Raw genomic sequence first — 15,144 nt, forward strand, 5'->3', positions numbered from 1 at the left:
ATGACCGACTCAACCATTACCGTCGAACGTAACGGTAAGCTTCATCCGCACGCGCAGGACGCGCAGCAGCTCACGGCGATGCTGCCTTCGGTTTGTCCGCAGAACCACGCCGCTAATCTGCTGCCGTTACCGAACGGTGATCTGCTGTGCGTATGGTTTGGCGGCACGCAGGAAGGCATCGCGGATATTTCAGTGTGGTGCTCACGGCTGGCGCAGGGCAGCGCGCAGTGGAGCGATCCCTTGCAGTTATCCGACGATCCGGCGCGATCGGAACAGAATCCGGTGCTGTTCCTCGATCCCGAGGGCGTGCTGTGGCTGCTGTGGACCGCGCAGAAGTCCGGTAATCAGGACACGGCGATTGTGCGCTATCGCCAGTCACACGATTTGGGTCACAGCTGGAGTGCCATCGATACGCTGCTCGATCAGCCGGGCACGTTTATCCGCCAGCCGCTGGTGGTGCTGCCGAACGGTAACTGGCTGCTGCCGGTGTTCTATTGTCGCACCCAGCCGGGAGTGAAATGGGTGGGCAACGATGACATCAGTGCGGTAAAAATCTCCAGTGACAAAGGCCAGAGCTGGCGCGATGTGGCGGTGCCGGACAGCCTCGGCTGCGTGCACATGAACATTACGCTGCTGCAGGATGGCAGCCTGCTGGCGCTGTATCGCAGCCGCTGGGCTGATTATATCTACCAGAGCCGTTCGGACGACGGCGGTGAAAGCTGGAGCACGCCGCAGGCAACCGATCTGCCAAATAATAACTCATCGATTCAGGTGACTACGCTGCACAACGGCCATCTGGCGCTGGTGTTTAATGCCATGAGCGCACGTGATGCCAGCGAGCGTCGCCTGTCACTGTACGACGAAATCGAAGACGAAGATGACGCTGCGGTGGACGTGGCGGCGCAGCCGGTGGTTCAGGGCGCACGCACCGCCTTCTGGGGGGCTCCGCGCGCACCGATGACGCTGGCTATTTCTGCCGATGGCGGGGTGAGCTGGCCGTGGCAGCGTAATCTGGATGAGGGGGATGGCTACTGCATGACCAACAATTCACAGCAGAAACTGAACCGCGAGTTCTCCTATCCCAGCATTAAGCAGAGCGCGGACGGCGCACTGCACATTGCCTACACCTATTTTCGCCAGGCCATCAAGTACGTGCGCGTGGAGGAGAGCTGGGTGAGGGACAAAGCATGAGCCGCCACGCGCTGGTGACCGGTGTCAGTTCCGGCATTGGTGCGGCCATTGCCGATGAGCTGCTGACGCAGGGCTGGCAGGTCACCGGTTTTAGCCGTACGCCGGTGGAGAAAGATCATTCGGCGTTTACCTCCGTCAGCGTCGACCTGTTTGACGCCGGTCAGCTGAAACGGGCTTTGGCCGGGCTGGCGAAAGTGGATGCACTGGTGCACGCGGCAGGCATGATGCTGGCCGCGCCGCTGGGTGAGCTGGAGGAAGAGCAGGGGGCGCGGCTGTGGTATCTGCACGTGCAGGTGGCGCAAATCATGGCCAACACCTTGCTGCCGCAGATGGGCCACGGCGATCGTATCCTGCTGCTCGGCAGCCGTACATCACGCGGCGCGGCGAATCGCAGCCAGTATGTCAGCACCAAGGCGGCGATGGTTGGCATGGCGCGCAGCTGGGCCGCCGAACTGGCTCCGCAGGGCATTACGGTCAATGTGATCGCTCCCGGTGCCACCGCCACGCCGATGCTGCTGCAGCCGGACCGCGCCAGCTCGCCGCCGAAACTGCCGCCTATCGGACGCTATATCCATCCCGAAGAGGTGGCCGCGCTGGCTGGTTTTGTGCTGTCGCCGGCTGCCGCTGCCATTACCGGACAGGAGCTGGTAATTTGCGGCGGCGCGTCGCTGTAGTTTTATTCTCCAGCGTGCTTCTCCCATCGTAAAAAACAGGCTGGGAGAGGCTGATTATGTCTCGTCTGCGAAAACTCCTGGCTTATCGTGCTACGCTTTCTTTGGGTTTACCAAAATGGTAATCTTTTCACCGTTTTGGTAAACCCAATTTTATTGTCTACATATTAAGTGGTTACGGAGTGTAGCGCTCCGCAGCAGAGAAGCGCGCAATGAATCATGATGTTCTTCAGGAAATAAACGCCGAACCACTTTTTCCGGTACAGAGCGATCAACATATTGTTTTTGGCGTTGACGGAAAGTTTAAAGCGCATGCGCTAATCACGATTCTGTCGATCATGAAACACGCCGGAGACCGCGTGTATCATTTCCATCTGATCTCGTCAGAACTGACACCGGCCGATAACCCCCGACTCGCCAGGCTGTTTCAGGGATCGCGCCACGGCGTGACGCTGCATCATCTGCCGGATCAACTATTTGCCACGCTGCCGGTCACCGAACTTTTTACCCGTGCGACCTACTATCGCTTTCTGGCACCGCTGATTTTGCCGCAGGCGGAAAAACTGCTCTATCTTGATGCCGATATGGTGTGCATTAATCCGCTCAATGAACTGTGGCAGATCCCGACCGGCCCCGAGGCGGTTGCGCTGGTGGTCGGTGAAATTGCCTCGCTGCAGCCGGTGCTGGCGAAGAATGCCGGCTTGCGCGGCGAGCGCTATTTTAACGCCGGCATGATGCTGATTGATGTAGCGCAATGGCGCGCTGACAATATTAGCGAACGCGCGTTTACTTTACTGTCCGAACACGGGCGAAACTTCCAGTATCTCGACCAGGATGCGTTGAATATTTTACTGGAAGATAAAGTGACCTTTATTTCTCCTCGCTTCAATACCCTGACCATGCTGGCCCATGACGATCGTGGTTATACGCTCGACGTGCCGGCGGAAACCTGCCTGATTCATTATGCCGGTGCGGATAAGCCCTGGCAGGTATGGAATCAACAGTTTGTGGTTCACCATTATCGCGATATTTATCAGGATTCACCGCTGTCCACCATGGCGTTTGACCAGCCAGCCAATGCGCAGCAGGCAAAAAGAATGTATAAGTCGCTTTTTCGTCAAAAAAGATGGTGGCAGGCCATGCTGTGGCGCCTGAAACATATCAAGATGAGGTATTGTTAAGTGCAAGCTCACGCTTTTCGCCAGCTGATGACGGGAAAAAATATTTACCAGCTCTGTTTTATGCTGCTGAGTATCGCGCTGGCGTCGTCACTGGTGGTTGAAGCCTTACCGCGCAAAATATTCTATTTTTCCAGTTATCTGGTGGCTCTGTATTTAGTAATTCTGGCGGTGAAAAAACAGTGGCTAACAGATAAAACGGCCATAACGGTAGCGCTTCCGCTGCTGTTCATTGGGCTGGTCAGGCTCATCTGGGCAAAGATGTTTTCCCACGCTGAATTCAGTGATGTGGTGAATAACTACTTCCAGGGCGGTAAGCTGTTTATTATCGCGGCTTTTCTCAGCTATTTTATCGTCGCCTGGCGCCACTATCTTAGCCGTCCACTCCTGATAACCTGCAGCGCCATCTTGTTTGTCGGGCTGCTGGTGACGTTAGGTTTCGCTATCAGTGAACACGCAAAAACGCTGACCCGCATCAGATTGCTGACCGACTCCGCCGGTACCGTCTCTTATCTGATTACCGCGCTGGCGCTCTGTACTTTGTATACCGGCCACCAGGTCATCACCCATCGCGGCGGACAAATGATCTTATTCAGTGCGGTTTTTGTCGTGAATATGATGCTGATGATTCTGACCGAGTCACGCGCCGGCGTATTAACCCTGCCACTGATTTATCTGGCCTGGTTTTATTTTACCCATCGCTGGGCGGGTAAAATTTCGCTGGTGGTGTTAGCGCTGTTTATTATCGTGGGCGCTTTATTTATGCCGGGCAGCGTCTGGCAGCGCTTAGACAGCATCCACAATGAAGTCGATACTTATCAAACCAACAACAACACCTCGATTGGTGCCCGTTTCTCTATCTGGAAAGGCGGCTGGCACAGCGTTTCGTGGTCGCTGCTGGGGCAAAGTCCGGATCAGCGCACGGCAAAAGCGCGGGAATACATCACGCAGCATGAGCGCCACAATCCCGAAGCGTATAAAAACGTCATGTATCACCTGCACGATGATCTCCTTGAAACGCTTTCGCTGCAGGGGATCGCTGGCGCACTTTCCCTGCTGATTTTTTACCTGGTGCTACTGATAGTAGCCGCACGCCGCGGCGTCGCCGGATTAACGCTGCTGCCGCTGTCAATTATCATCTTTGGGCTGACCGACACGGTGTTAATTCAGAGTGGTTCGGTGCTAATCCTGGTGATGGCGATTATCATCAGCTATGCCATGATTCATCCGCCTGAGAAAGCATCGTCCTGATAAACCGGCGCTGCCATAGCGCCCGGTAGTTACAGCGGTTTGTTTAACTTCAGAGCCAGATATTTCTTTTTAAAGCTGGTTCTGATTTTACTATCGAAAAGAAAAGACAGCGGCCTGATTTTAGTGATCGCCTCAATAACCTGCTTTCTGTCGTCAGGATTATCCAGGGCTTGCCGATGTTTATGTGCAATATTAATCCAGTGGCAGGATAGCAGATTGCGATAGCGCTCCTGCAACACCTCATCCATATGCTGCGTTGCGCTCACTAAGAGTGAAATTTTGTGTTTATCCAGCTGGCTGGATAAGCTGTTGCCGCGTTTAAAATAGAGATAAGGGCTCTGGCGGCTATAAGCGATTGCATCACTGCTGACCAGGATTTCCGGGAAAAGCCAGGCGTCCTCGTAGCAGGTATAATCCGGGAAGGGATGTGCCAGCAGCATGGTGCGCTTAATAAACTGACCGATAAAGTGTGCCTGCAAATCGCGATGGATCAGGAATTTTTCAATGGCCTGATGCCGTGACAGTGTTTCCGCCTGCAGGCCCTGCCACGTGATGTGCTCAGGCCGGGATTCATATACCTCATTAAGCGCCGTGAACAGTGCGTCCGGACGATGGCTTTTCAGGTAGCGGACAATATCGGCGAGGGCGTCGGCCAGCAACTGATCGTCGCCATCCAGCATCGTAATATATTCACCGCTGCACTGCTGAACGCCAAAATTACGCACCCGGCCAATGTTGCGGTAATCAATATTAAATACTTTCGCCTGCGGATGCCGCCGGGAAAAATCATCGAGTAACGCTGCTGTGTTGTCGACGGATGCGTCATTGATAAGAATAAATTCAATATACTGCTCAACACCATGACAGGCCTTTTCTAAACTCGCCAGCGTGTCAGGCAAAAATTTTTCACTGTTATGGGCCGTTAGCAACACACTGATTAAATAGTCAGGAACCATCATTTTTTAAGTCAACATCTGAGGCAGGAATGCCGTCAAGCATACTACAAGTGGCAATTTGAGGGGAGGGCATTGACGCAGCGCAGCCCTGCGCCTGCTGTCGCCGATCAGGCACATTTACGACTGATACAATAATGCGTATGATTCTCATTCCTTTTTATACTTCCTGCTCGCGCAGGTAACCCATCGGTCCTTACCGGAGACAGCAATGACTTCATCATTACGCCCGCGCGCCACCGCGCTGGTTCTGGCGCTGCTGGCAGCCATGAGCCTGAGCGCCTGTCAGGCGCCGGCTAAAAAATCAGTAGCGCCTGCCGCCGCGGCTAAGCCAGCGGCAGCGGAGAAGGTACAGCAGCGTGAACTGGGCGACGGCCTGTATGAAATGGCCTATGTGCCGGGCGATCCGGCTGCGCTGTATGTGGCCAGCGCGCAGGCATTTAAAACCGTCAACGGTGGCGTGCTGTATCGCCTGGATGCCCGCACGCTGGCGACGCTGGGCGAAACCCACACCGATCTGAAAAACTTTGGCATGACGGCTTCACCGGACGGCAGCGTGCTGTACATTACCAACACGCTGGACGGTGGCGTGACAAAAGTGGACGCCAGAAGCGGTAAAGTGCTGCAGCGTCTGCTGTTTGGCCTGAAAAACGACAAAGGCAATCCGGTTGGCGCGCGTGAAATCCTGCTGCATGACGGCTTGCTCTACATCGGTGCGATTGAGAATCCGGCGATGATTTGGGTGGTCGATGCGAATACGCTGCGGCTGAAAACCACCATCAAAAACGCCGGTAAGTGGGTGACCGGGTTGCTCTATTCGGCGTCAACCGACCGTATTTACGCGGCGAACGGCAGCGGCGAAGTGCTGGTGATCAATCCGCGCAGTCACAAAATTGAGCAGCGCTGGACGCCAGGCGATGGCAAAGAGTATCTGCTGTTAAATCTGGCCGAAGATGCCGCCAATGGCCGCCTGTACGTCACTGACAATTCTAAGGGCAAAACCACGCTGGTGTTCGATGAGCGCAGCGGTAAGGTGATCAAACGCCTGGATGTCGGCGATTCGCTTGGCATCAAATTCAATGCGAAGCGCAACGAGATTTACATCAGCCAGCGACTCGGCGGCAAAGTGCTGCAGCTGGACGCGACGACCTACGCAGTGAAAAATAGCTGGACGCTGCCGACCCACCCTAACAGCCTGCTGGTGTCGCCAGATGGTCAGACGCTGTACGTGACGGTGAAGCAGGGACTTAATAAAGATCGCTCGCCGCAAGGGCCGGATAGCGTGGTGCGGATTACGCTGGATTAACCGCGCTGGATTTAATCGCGGCGCGAGGGATCGCGCCGCGGATAACCCGTGCTTAGCAACGGGTTACGTCATCCATTACGCCACGCCGTTCACCAGCAGTACGCGGTAGTTGGCGCCTTTCAGGCGATGCGCTTTGGCTTCCTGGTAGGCCGGGCTGAAGTACCAGGCTTTGGCGGCCTCGGCATCTTCAAACTGCAGCACCACCACGCCTTCAGCATCGCGCCCTTCCAGTACCTCCAGATCGCCGTAAAACGCCAGTGGCGTGATGTGGTGATCGCCACGCGCCGCGCCGGCTTTCTGCGAATAGGTGGCCAGCTCGTCTTTGTCCAGCGTTTCGTCTTTAATCATAACGACATATGCGGCCATTATTGTTCGCCTCGCGCCTGACGCTTGTCTTCAGTATTGGTATCAAAATCGCTCGCATCGTGCCGTTCCAGCAGCTGATCCTGCGGCTCGGCGCCAAATGCCCGGTTTACTTTACGTCCGCGGATCACCGCCGGACGGTCGGCAATCTCTTTTGCCCAGCGCACCACATTTTTGTACGACTGCACATCGAGGAATTCGCCGCCGCCGTACTGGTTATTCAGAACCAGATTGCCGTACCACGGCCAGGTTGCGATATCGGCAATGGTATATTCGTCGCCGGCGAGGAAACGGTGGTCCGCCAGCTGGCGATCCAGCACATCAAGCTGACGTTTGGCTTCCAGCGTGAAGCGGTTAATGGCGTATTCAATTTTTTCTGGCGCGTAGTGATAGAAGTGGCCGAAACCGCCGCCAAGGTAGGGCGCGGATCCCTGCAGCCAGAACAGCCAGTTCAGGGTTTCAGTGCGGCCCGCCACGTCAGAGGGAATAAAGTGGCCGAATTTATCTGCCAGATAGAGCAGGATATTGCCGGATTCAAACACGCGCAGTGGCGGCGTGATCGAGTGGTCGCGCAGCGCCGGAATTTTTGAGTTGGGGTTAACCTCAACGAAGCCGCTGGAGAACTGGTCGCCATCGCCGATGCGGATCAGCCAGGCGTCATACTCCGCTTCCTGCACGCCGAGCGCCAGCAGCTCTTCCAGCAGAATGGTCACTTTCTGGCCGTTTGGCGTCCCCAGCGAATAGAGCTGCAGCGGATGCTTACCGACCGGCAGCGTTTGCTCATGCGTCGGCCCGGCGGTTGGACGGTTAGTCTTCGCCCCGTTACCTTTGGCTTCCGGGTCCCAGGTCCAGACTTTCGCGGGCTGATACTGATTTTCCGACATAATGCGTTCGCCTTGTTGTGAGAAGATTTTTGCTGCTACTGAGTGTAGCAGCACCCTATCACGCCGATTTAACCGCGCTGGCGATAAAAGACAAAGTGGAATCAGGCAAAATTCTCTTGCGTAAACAGCATAAAGTCGACTTTGCCGGGCTGATAGGTCTCTGGTTGCTCACCCTCTTCCAGATGTCGCAGCAGCAGCGTCAGCGCCAGTTGTGCGTGACGCAGGGTGTTTTGGTCGAGCGTCAGCGTCAGCACGCGTTTGGCCAGCAGCTCACGGGTGGTTTGGTAAAGTTCGTGCGTAACATACACCACCTTGCCGCACAGCCGGTGGCGCGCCAGCGCTTCGTGAATCTGCGTGTTGCCCATGCCGGTATTGTACAAGCCGACAATGTGCTGCGATGCGGCCAGCGTTTTCTCCAGCAGCCGGCTGATGCGCTCGCGCTCGTCCTGGCCTGCGATGATCTCCCGCAGCCGCAGATGCGGGAAACGCTCCGCCAGCACCGCCTGAAATCCTTCGATGCGCAGACGGTGCGCGGCGTAATCAGCGCGACCGCTAACCAGCACCACATCTCCCGCCACGGGCAGCATGCTGCCGAGCATCAGTGCGGCAGTGCGTCCCGCCTTCAGCTGATCAACACCGACATGACACAGGCGCGGCGCATCAGGCAGATCGGCCACCAGCGTAATGACCGGTACGCCACGCGCTTTACAGGCCTCAAGCGCCGTGTAAATCAGCGGATTTTCATGGGCGAAAACAATCAGCCCGTCCATCTTTGTGCTGCTGGCTTCGATATGCGCCGCCAGCTTTTCGGGCGCATGCTCCGGAATCAGCGTGCGGTGCAGCCGCAGGCGACGATAGCCGAGCTCATCCGCCAGCCGGGCAAAATCCTGCGCCAGCTGTTGAAAAAAGAAGGAACCGTTACCGCTCAGCAGCACTTCTATCTGCCACGCGTGGCGGTGTTCCTCCGGCAGGATGCGTTTCAAACCCGCTTCGCGCGCCGCCAGTAAAATCTTTTTCGTCATCGCGGGCGACACGCCGCCCCGGTCGTTCAGCACCCGATCTACCGTGGCGACGCCCACACCCACCCGCTTAGCCAGTTCGGCCAGCGTCATTGTTTTCATCTGAGTGAATTCCATCAAAAACCGCGTTCAGACAGCCTGCCAGAAAGCGATATTTTGACAAGACCGACGATGCCGAAGTGTGAGCAACAGGAGCGTTATCATGCGCAGTGCGCAACGTTTTGCCTTGATTGGCTGTGGATTTATTGGCCAGGTGCATGCCGCAAACCTGGCGCGCCATCCCGGCGTTGAGCTGGCGCTGGTGTGCGATATCGACGCCGCGCGCGCCGCCGCGCTGGCAGAGCAGTTTGGGGCGCGGGCCGCCAGCGTGCCGCAGGCGCTGAGCAGTAAGGCCATTGATGCGGTGCTGATTGCCAGTGCGACGCCGACCCACGCTCCGCTACTGGAGCAGGCGGTGCTGGCGGGCAAAGCGGTGTACTGTGAAAAACCGATCGATTTGTCGCTGTCGCGCGCCCGGGAAGTAGTAGCCAGCATCTCCCCGCTGCAGGTGCCGGTGACGGTAGGGTTTAATCGGCGTTTTGATCGCAGCCATGCACAACTGAAAGCCCAGCTGCAGCAGGGCGTGATTGGGCGCAGCGAGCTTATCCAGATGGTGTGCCGCGCCTCTGAACTGCCGCCGCTGAGCTATCTGCAGGCGTCCGGCGGACAGATGCGCGACCAGGCCATCCACTTTTTCGATCTGCTGCGCTGGCTAACTGAGGATGAAGTGGTCACCGTGGGCGCGCTCGGTGCCGCGCTGGCGATGCCGGCGATCCGCGACATTGACGTCGATACGTCAGTGCTGATTATGCGCCTGCAGCAGGGCGCGCTGGCACAGCTCGATAATGCCCGTCGTACCGCTTACGGTTATGACGAGCGCATCAGCGTGATGGGCAGTCTGGGCATGCTGGCGTCGGAAAGCCAGGCGGTGCGCGGTGCGACTCTGTATCAGGGGCAGCACATCCGCCAGCCGGGGCTGTATGCGGACTGGTTCAGCCGGGTACAGGAGACCTATTACAGCCATCTCGATGCGTTTGTGCGCCATCTTGGCGGCGAGAAAGTGGCCGGTCTGCCGGGGCTGATTGACGGGCTGCGCGCGCAGGCCATCGCGGAAGCGGCGCAGCTGTCGCTGACGCGCGGCGAGTTTGTGGAGGTGGAGTGGGTGACGGTTTGATGGGGAATGGGCGATGGCGTTTGCCCTCACCCCAACCCTCTCCCGCAGGCGGGAGAGGGGGCTGATAGTGCGCTCATCTGTCATTGGCGGGAGAGGGGCTAAGGGCGGGCGATTTACAGATTCAGCAGCTCGCGCTCAATCAGCTCGCGGGTTTCCACCGCCTGATACTTCATCTTCTCCGGATAGCCAAACAGCGCGGCGGAGATAATCGACTCGCCGCCCACTTTATAGTGGCGGTTAGCGAAATCCATCTCGCGTAGCGCTTCGAACAGCGCGTCGAAATTCACCTCACCTTCGCCAACGGCCACGTGCTGGTGGATGGTGGCATCGACGCCCGGTGGGTTAACGATGTAACGACAGTGTTTGGTGTGGTTCATGGTATCGGCAATCAGCATGTGCGACAGATCGTCGCCAGCGTAATGCAGCATGCTCTTCACGTCGCCTTTGCCCTTGTCATAGTAGAACGTATGCGGTGCGCTGTAGATGTATTTGACGTTGTCGCTGCGGAACGACTTGACGATATCGGCCGTTTCATTGCTCTCTTCGCAGAAATCCCACGGATGCGCCTGAATTTCCACGCGTACCCCCTCTCGCTCGAAAATCGGCAGCAGCTCGTCCATTGAGCGATAGAACATCTCTTCGCAGATTTCGGGCTCGTTCGGGTTACCGGAGAGTTCGGTATTGATCACCTGCACGCCCATCTCCACGGCAATCTCAATCATTCGCTTCCAGTTTTTCACCGCCGCCTGGCGCCGCAGCTCATCCGGTCCCGACCAGCGATAGACGGTGATAAACGAGGAGATTTCCAGTCCGGTAGCGTTGAGCGCATTTTTGTACTCGCGCATGATCTCCCGGCTGGCTTTTGGGTGTTTATAGAACGGATTGATCTGCGGATGCGGCGACTGTTCAATGTATTTATAACCCCACTCCGCGACCTGATGCACCATACGCGTGATGCCGAGATCGCGGATAACATCCACATCAAAAGCGATTTTCATTGTTGTTCTCCTGCGCGTTACGTTACCCACCACCGCAATCGGCGGCTGGTGTCGCGTCAACTATAAAAACAGCCCGGCACCAGCTCTAATGCTTTGCTGATGCATTTCCATCAGTGCCGGCGGCCCGCTGCGGCAATCTTTTGCCAAATAATTATTCTATTTGCGTGAGAAATGAAACGAATGATGGTGTTTGTGCGACAGCGATCAAAAGAATGAGAGGATTTACTCATTAATTGAGGGATAACGACCGGCTTATATGGCGTGAAAGCATAACATCAGGCATTATTTTTGATAGTTTATTATCATTAAAGGGCTTAACGATGAGCAAAATTACCATGAGCGCGATTGCCGCCGCTGCCGGGGTGGGGATCGCCACCGTGGACCGGGTGCTCAATCGCCGCGCGCCGGTGCGGGCGCAGACCGAACAGAAAGTACTGGCAGCGGCGCACCGGCTGGGCTACCGCAGCAGCCACGCCCCGCTCAGCACGCAGAGCGACGGCGTGACGCTGCGCATGGGGTTTATCCTGCTGTCGGCTTCGTACTCTTTTTATCAAACGCTAACCGATGCGCTGCGCCAGCAGACGCAGCCATTTCATCCGGCCGGCAGCGAGCCGCTGTTTGTCTGGCACGAGATTGATGAGGTGGCAGCGGTGGTGGATTCGCTCTACCGGCTGGCTGAGCAGGTGGAGGCTATCGGCGTGGTGGCGCTGGATCATCCGCTGATCCGCCACGCGATAGCGCACGTTTCGCGTCAGGGCGTGCGCGTCTACGCGCTGTTTTCTGACTTCTCGCCCTGTGGGCATGCTGGCTATTTCGGCCTGGATAATCAGAAAGCCGGGCGCAGCGCGGGCTGGATCGCCAGCCATCTGCTGCATCAGCCGGGTCCGGCGGGCGTGCTGCTGGGGGATCACCGCTTTATCTGTCAGGAGAACTGCGAGAGTGGTTTTCGCTCGTATCTGCGCGAGCAGGACAGTGCACGCCGCGTGCTGGAACCGCTCAAAACCCACGAATCGATTGCCGGTGGTTATCAGGCGACCCGCCAGCTGCTGGAGCAGCATGCCGATCTGGCGCTGATCTACGCGCCGTGCGGCGGCATTGAAGGGGTCGTTCAGGCGCTGCGTGAGCAGCCGCAGCGTAAGGTGGCGCTGATTTGTCACGGCCCGGTCAATGATGGCGACCTGGCGCTGATAGATGGCACCATCACGGTGATGCTGCGCCACCAGATCGCTGACATGGCACGACAGCTGGCGCAAACCGTGCTGCAACGTCACGCTGAGCGCAGCGACCATTTTTCTCAGGTCACCCTGCCGTTTGAGATCGTCATGCGGGAAAATGTTTGAGACGTAGCGCCGTCACCCTTTGTTATCGCTCACCGGGCAACAGCCGCGCCCGCGCGCATGACGACAGCATTTGATAAAAAATTATCAAAAATTTGATAATTAAATTTATGATCGCTATCAAAGAATGAAAGTTCCATGATTGAGGTTGGTGAAATATCTATTTGATACTGACGCCAGCCCTCATCATAAGGAACCATCATGACCCTACACATTGCCAATGCGCCCTGCAGCTGGGGCGTAGACGATCCTGACAATCCTTTCCTGCCGCCATGGCAAACGGTGCTGCGCGAGGCGGCCCAGGCCGGTTACCGCAGCATTGAACTCGGGCCGTGGCGCTATCTGCCGACCGATGCCGCCGAACTGCGCCAGCAGCTGGAAGCGCATCAGCTGTCGCTGGTGGCCGGCACCATTTTTGATGATTTGGTCAGCGAGGCGAATTTCCCGGCGATGGTTGAGCTGACGCACAACATCTGCCGCAACCTGTCGCAGGTGCCGTGCGCGGCACGCACGCACGGTGATAACCGGCCCGCGCCCTATCTGGTGATTATCGATTTCGGTAACCCGCAGCGGGCGCAATTTGCTGGCCAGACAGAGAAAGCGCCGCGCCTGGCACCCGCAGACTGGCAGCGCATGATGCAGCACATCACTCAGCTCAGTCACATCGCCTGGCATGACTACGGCGTGCGACCGGTGATTCATCCTCATGCCGGTGGCTGCATTGAGTTTGCTGATGAACTGGAACAGCTGGTACAGGACATCCCGCACGAGGTCGCCGGACTGTGTCTCGATACCGGCCATCTTTTTTATTCCGGCATGGATCCGCAGACCTGGCTGCAACGCTACTGGTCGCGCATCGACTATCTGCATTTCAAAGACATCAATGCGGCCGTCTGGCGCGATGTGATTGCGCGCGGCGTCGACTTTTTCACTGCCTGTGCCGGGGGCGTGATGTGCCCGCTTGGCCAGGGCGCGATTGATTACCCGGCGCTGCGGGCGTTTCTCGCTGAACGTCACTACCAGGGCTGGATCACCATCGAGCAGGAGCGCGATCCGCGCAATGCCGCCACCAGTCTGCAGGACGTCACGGCCAGCCTGCACTACCTGCATTCCATCGGATTCTGAGGAGAACAGCATGATTAACGGGAGCAAAGTACTGGATCGCGCGCTGCGCTGGGGCATGGTGGGCGGCGGCGGCACCAGCCAGATCGGTTACATCCACCGTTCCGCTGCTTTACGCGACGGCAACTTCACCTTAGTGGCGGGTGCGTTTGATATTGATGCGGAGCGCGGACAGGCGTTTGGTCGCGCGCTGGGCGTGGCGGCGGAGCGCTGCTATGGCGATTACGAAACCCTGTTTAAAGCGGAAGCCGCGCGTGCTGATGGCATTGAAGCCGTCTCCATCGCCACGCCGAACAATACGCACTTTGCTATCTGCCGCGCCGCGCTCAGCGCCGGGCTGCACGTGGTGTGTGAAAAACCGCTGTGTTTCACCTCCGCTGAAGCTGAGGAACTGCAGCAACTGTGTAAAGCGCAGCAGAAGATCATCGGCATGACCTACGGTTATGCCGGGCATCAGCTGATTCAGCAGGCGCGCACCATGATTGCTGACGGGCTGCTGGGTGAGATCCGCATTGTGAACATGCAGTTTGCTCACGGCTTTCATCACGAAGCGGTCGAGCTACAGAACGCCAGCACCCGCTGGCGCGTCGATCCGCGTTTTGTCGGCCCGAGCTATGTGCTGGGCGATCTGGCCACCCATCCGCTGTTTATCGCTGAAACCCTGTTGCCGCAGTTGCAAATAAAACGTCTGCTGTGCAGCCGCCAGAGCTTTGTGGCCTCGCGTGCGCCGCTGGAAGATAACGCCTTCGTGATGATGGAATACGACAACGGTGCGGTCGGTACGCTGTGGGCGTCAGCGGTGAACTGCGGATCGATGCACGGCCAGAAAATTCGCGTGGTGGGGGCCCGAGCCAGTCTGGAGTGGTGGGACGAACAGCCAAACCAGCTGCGCTATGAAGTGCAGGGCGAGCCGGTGCAGATTCTTGAGCGCGGCATGGGTTATCTGCACGCCAGCGCGCTGGCCGATGACCGTATTGGTGGCGGCCATCCCGAAGGATTATTTGAAGCCTGGTCGAATCTCTATCGCCGTTTTGCGCTGGCGATGGACGCCACCGACCGCGGCGATCACGCCTTCCTGCAGGACTTCTGGTATCCGGACGTGCACGCCGGGCTGATGGGGGTACGCTGGGTGGAACAGTGTGTCAAATCGGCGGATGCCGGTGCGGTGTGGGTTGAGTGCTAATTAGCTGACGAAATTTAACCTGAGTGCGAGGCAGCGGGGCGGCATCCGTGCTTTATTGGGAGCCGCTGCGCATGCCTTCTGCAGTTGCTGCGGCGATCTGGTCAATGGCGCGCTGTGCCTGTTCGCACTGATGCAAAATAGTGAAGGCATGATGGTAAAGCATTTTCCCCGCTTCGGTAGGCGTTACGCCGCGTTTGGTGCGGATCAGTAACTGCTGATTCACTTCTCCTTCCAGCGTGGCAAGCTGCTGGCTTAACGCCGGTTGCGCAATATGCAAACTTTCAGCGGCCTGCGTCAGGCTGCCCGCGTCGACGATTTTGATGAAATATTTAAGGCGACGAAGGTTCACGATTACTCCCTCTGGCGACACGATTCGGTGTATCAAAAACGTCCGGCACGATGAGATGCAGCAGACGCTGAGTTAAGGACAAACGCCACGACAGCAGGCAGGCACTGCGATTAACAGTTTTTTAAC

The 15,144-nt window shown here is 57.3% G+C and carries 15 protein-coding genes and 1 pseudogene; 9 read left to right on the top strand and 7 right to left on the bottom strand.

The window, feature by feature from the left end; all coding sequences use genetic code 11:
* From F3I21_RS13825 to F3I21_RS13840, 4 genes are all read left to right on the top strand, one after another.
* Nucleotides 1-1,191, top strand: coding sequence for an exo-alpha-sialidase (locus tag F3I21_RS13825; protein WP_150059167.1), 1,191 nt, complete (start codon nucleotides 1-3; stop codon nucleotides 1,189-1,191).
* Nucleotides 1,188-1,865, top strand: a complete 678-nt coding sequence (locus F3I21_RS13830) for an SDR family NAD(P)-dependent oxidoreductase (RefSeq protein ID WP_150059168.1) — start codon at nucleotides 1,188-1,190, stop codon at nucleotides 1,863-1,865. The genes F3I21_RS13825 and F3I21_RS13830 overlap by 4 nt, the downstream gene beginning before the upstream one ends.
* A gap of 209 nt (nucleotides 1,866-2,074) precedes the next feature.
* Nucleotides 2,075-3,043, top strand: coding sequence for a glycosyltransferase family 8 protein (locus F3I21_RS13835; protein WP_150059169.1), 969 nt, complete (start codon nucleotides 2,075-2,077; stop codon nucleotides 3,041-3,043).
* Nucleotides 3,044-4,291, top strand: a complete 1,248-nt coding sequence (locus F3I21_RS13840; RefSeq protein ID WP_223815699.1) for an O-antigen ligase — start codon at nucleotides 3,044-3,046, stop codon at nucleotides 4,289-4,291.
* Between the two features lie 29 nt (nucleotides 4,292-4,320).
* Here F3I21_RS13840 and F3I21_RS13845 read toward each other — a convergent pair whose 3' ends face one another.
* Nucleotides 4,321-5,250, bottom strand: coding sequence for a glycosyltransferase family 2 protein (locus tag F3I21_RS13845; RefSeq protein WP_058774904.1), 930 nt, complete (start codon nucleotides 5,248-5,250; stop codon nucleotides 4,321-4,323).
* Between the two features lie 205 nt (nucleotides 5,251-5,455).
* On the opposite strand from F3I21_RS13845, the gene F3I21_RS13850 reads away from it, so the two are divergent.
* Nucleotides 5,456-6,550 carry a YncE family protein gene (locus F3I21_RS13850; RefSeq protein WP_127833587.1) on the top strand — a complete coding sequence of 365 codons (1,095 nt, stop codon included), beginning with the start codon at nucleotides 5,456-5,458 and terminating at the stop codon, nucleotides 6,548-6,550.
* Nucleotides 6,551-6,625: 75 nt separating this feature from the next.
* Here the strand turns inward: F3I21_RS13850 and F3I21_RS13855 are convergent, their stop codons facing one another.
* From F3I21_RS13855 to F3I21_RS13865, 3 genes are all read right to left on the bottom strand, one after another.
* A complete protein-coding gene (locus F3I21_RS13855; RefSeq protein ID WP_021507781.1) occupies nucleotides 6,626-6,916 on the bottom strand; it encodes a DUF1330 domain-containing protein in 291 nt (96 codons plus the stop codon).
* Nucleotides 6,916-7,797 carry a glutathione-dependent disulfide-bond oxidoreductase gene (gene yghU, locus F3I21_RS13860; protein ID WP_021507780.1) on the bottom strand — a complete coding sequence of 294 codons (882 nt, stop codon included), beginning with the start codon at nucleotides 7,795-7,797 and terminating at the stop codon, nucleotides 6,916-6,918. Before yghU ends, F3I21_RS13855 begins: the two co-directional genes overlap by 1 nt.
* Nucleotides 7,798-7,898: 101 nt before the next feature.
* A complete protein-coding gene (locus F3I21_RS13865; protein WP_150059170.1) occupies nucleotides 7,899-8,918 on the bottom strand; it encodes a LacI family DNA-binding transcriptional regulator in 1,020 nt (339 codons plus the stop codon).
* A gap of 100 nt (nucleotides 8,919-9,018) precedes the next feature.
* On the opposite strand from F3I21_RS13865, the gene F3I21_RS13870 reads away from it, so the two are divergent.
* Entirely contained in the window at nucleotides 9,019-10,029 is a 1,011-nt protein-coding gene (locus tag F3I21_RS13870; protein ID WP_141496182.1) for a Gfo/Idh/MocA family oxidoreductase, read from the top strand.
* A gap of 113 nt (nucleotides 10,030-10,142) precedes the next feature.
* On the opposite strand, the gene F3I21_RS13875 is transcribed toward F3I21_RS13870, so the two are convergent.
* Nucleotides 10,143-11,027, bottom strand: coding sequence for a sugar phosphate isomerase/epimerase family protein (locus F3I21_RS13875; RefSeq protein ID WP_150059171.1), 885 nt, complete (start codon nucleotides 11,025-11,027; stop codon nucleotides 10,143-10,145).
* 320 nt (nucleotides 11,028-11,347) lie between these two features.
* Here F3I21_RS13875 and F3I21_RS13880 point away from each other — a divergent pair, with 320 nt between their 5' ends.
* Complete coding sequence (locus F3I21_RS13880) at nucleotides 11,348-12,367, top strand: LacI family DNA-binding transcriptional regulator (protein ID WP_058780367.1); 1,020 nt, start codon at nucleotides 11,348-11,350, stop codon at nucleotides 12,365-12,367.
* 29 nt (nucleotides 12,368-12,396) lie between these two features.
* On the opposite strand, the gene F3I21_RS23250 is transcribed toward F3I21_RS13880, so the two are convergent.
* The gene (locus F3I21_RS23250) at nucleotides 12,397-12,567 is read right to left on the bottom strand and encodes a hypothetical protein (RefSeq protein WP_021507775.1); all 171 of its coding nucleotides are present in this window, start codon (nucleotides 12,565-12,567) and stop codon (nucleotides 12,397-12,399) included.
* Between F3I21_RS23250 and F3I21_RS13885 the strand changes: the two genes are divergently transcribed.
* Together F3I21_RS13885 and F3I21_RS13890 are read left to right on the top strand one after the other, a co-directional pair.
* Nucleotides 12,566-13,489: a TIM barrel protein gene (locus F3I21_RS13885; RefSeq protein ID WP_058770056.1), complete on the top strand. Its 924-nt coding sequence runs from the start codon at nucleotides 12,566-12,568 to the stop codon at nucleotides 13,487-13,489. The two genes, F3I21_RS23250 and F3I21_RS13885, sit on opposite strands and share 2 nt — an antisense overlap.
* A 10-nt stretch (nucleotides 13,490-13,499) precedes the next feature.
* Entirely contained in the window at nucleotides 13,500-14,669 is a 1,170-nt protein-coding gene (locus tag F3I21_RS13890; protein ID WP_150059172.1) for a Gfo/Idh/MocA family protein, read from the top strand.
* Nucleotides 14,670-14,763: 94 nt separating this feature from the next.
* On the opposite strand, the pseudogene F3I21_RS13895 reads toward F3I21_RS13890, so the two are convergent.
* A pseudogene (locus F3I21_RS13895) lies at nucleotides 14,764-15,018 on the bottom strand (LysR family transcriptional regulator); the annotation flags it as partial.
* Nucleotides 15,019-15,144 lie beyond the last annotated feature (126 nt).

The sequence above is a fragment of the Pantoea sp. B_9 genome (assembly GCF_008632015.1).
Taxonomy (GTDB): Bacteria; Pseudomonadota; Gammaproteobacteria; order Enterobacterales; family Enterobacteriaceae; genus Pantoea; species Pantoea dispersa.

Bases quoted from the DNA above. Each gene is read 5' to 3' on its own strand.
- F3I21_RS23250 (WP_021507775.1), bottom strand. From the start codon at position 12,567: ATGATGGTTCCTTATGATGAGGGCTGGCGTCAGTATCAAATAGATATT.
- F3I21_RS13880 (WP_058780367.1), top strand. From the start codon at position 11,348: ATGAGCAAAATTACCATGAGCGCGATTGCCGCCGCTGCCGGGGTGGGG.
- F3I21_RS13865 (WP_150059170.1), bottom strand. From the start codon at position 8,918: ATGAAAACAATGACGCTGGCCGAACTGGCTAAGCGGGTGGGTGTGGGC.
- F3I21_RS13830 (WP_150059168.1), top strand. From the start codon at position 1,188: ATGAGCCGCCACGCGCTGGTGACCGGTGTCAGTTCCGGCATTGGTGCG.
- F3I21_RS13885 (WP_058770056.1), top strand. From the start codon at position 12,566: ATGACCCTACACATTGCCAATGCGCCCTGCAGCTGGGGCGTAGACGAT.
- F3I21_RS13835 (WP_150059169.1), top strand. From the start codon at position 2,075: ATGAATCATGATGTTCTTCAGGAAATAAACGCCGAACCACTTTTTCCG.
- F3I21_RS13870 (WP_141496182.1), top strand. From the start codon at position 9,019: ATGCGCAGTGCGCAACGTTTTGCCTTGATTGGCTGTGGATTTATTGGC.
- F3I21_RS13825 (WP_150059167.1), top strand. From the start codon at position 1: ATGACCGACTCAACCATTACCGTCGAACGTAACGGTAAGCTTCATCCG.
- F3I21_RS13875 (WP_150059171.1), bottom strand. From the start codon at position 11,027: ATGAAAATCGCTTTTGATGTGGATGTTATCCGCGATCTCGGCATCACG.
- F3I21_RS13890 (WP_150059172.1), top strand. From the start codon at position 13,500: ATGATTAACGGGAGCAAAGTACTGGATCGCGCGCTGCGCTGGGGCATG.
- F3I21_RS13845 (WP_058774904.1), bottom strand. From the start codon at position 5,250: ATGATGGTTCCTGACTATTTAATCAGTGTGTTGCTAACGGCCCATAAC.
- yghU (WP_021507780.1), bottom strand. From the start codon at position 7,797: ATGTCGGAAAATCAGTATCAGCCCGCGAAAGTCTGGACCTGGGACCCG.
- F3I21_RS13850 (WP_127833587.1), top strand. From the start codon at position 5,456: ATGACTTCATCATTACGCCCGCGCGCCACCGCGCTGGTTCTGGCGCTG.
- F3I21_RS13855 (WP_021507781.1), bottom strand. From the start codon at position 6,916: ATGGCCGCATATGTCGTTATGATTAAAGACGAAACGCTGGACAAAGAC.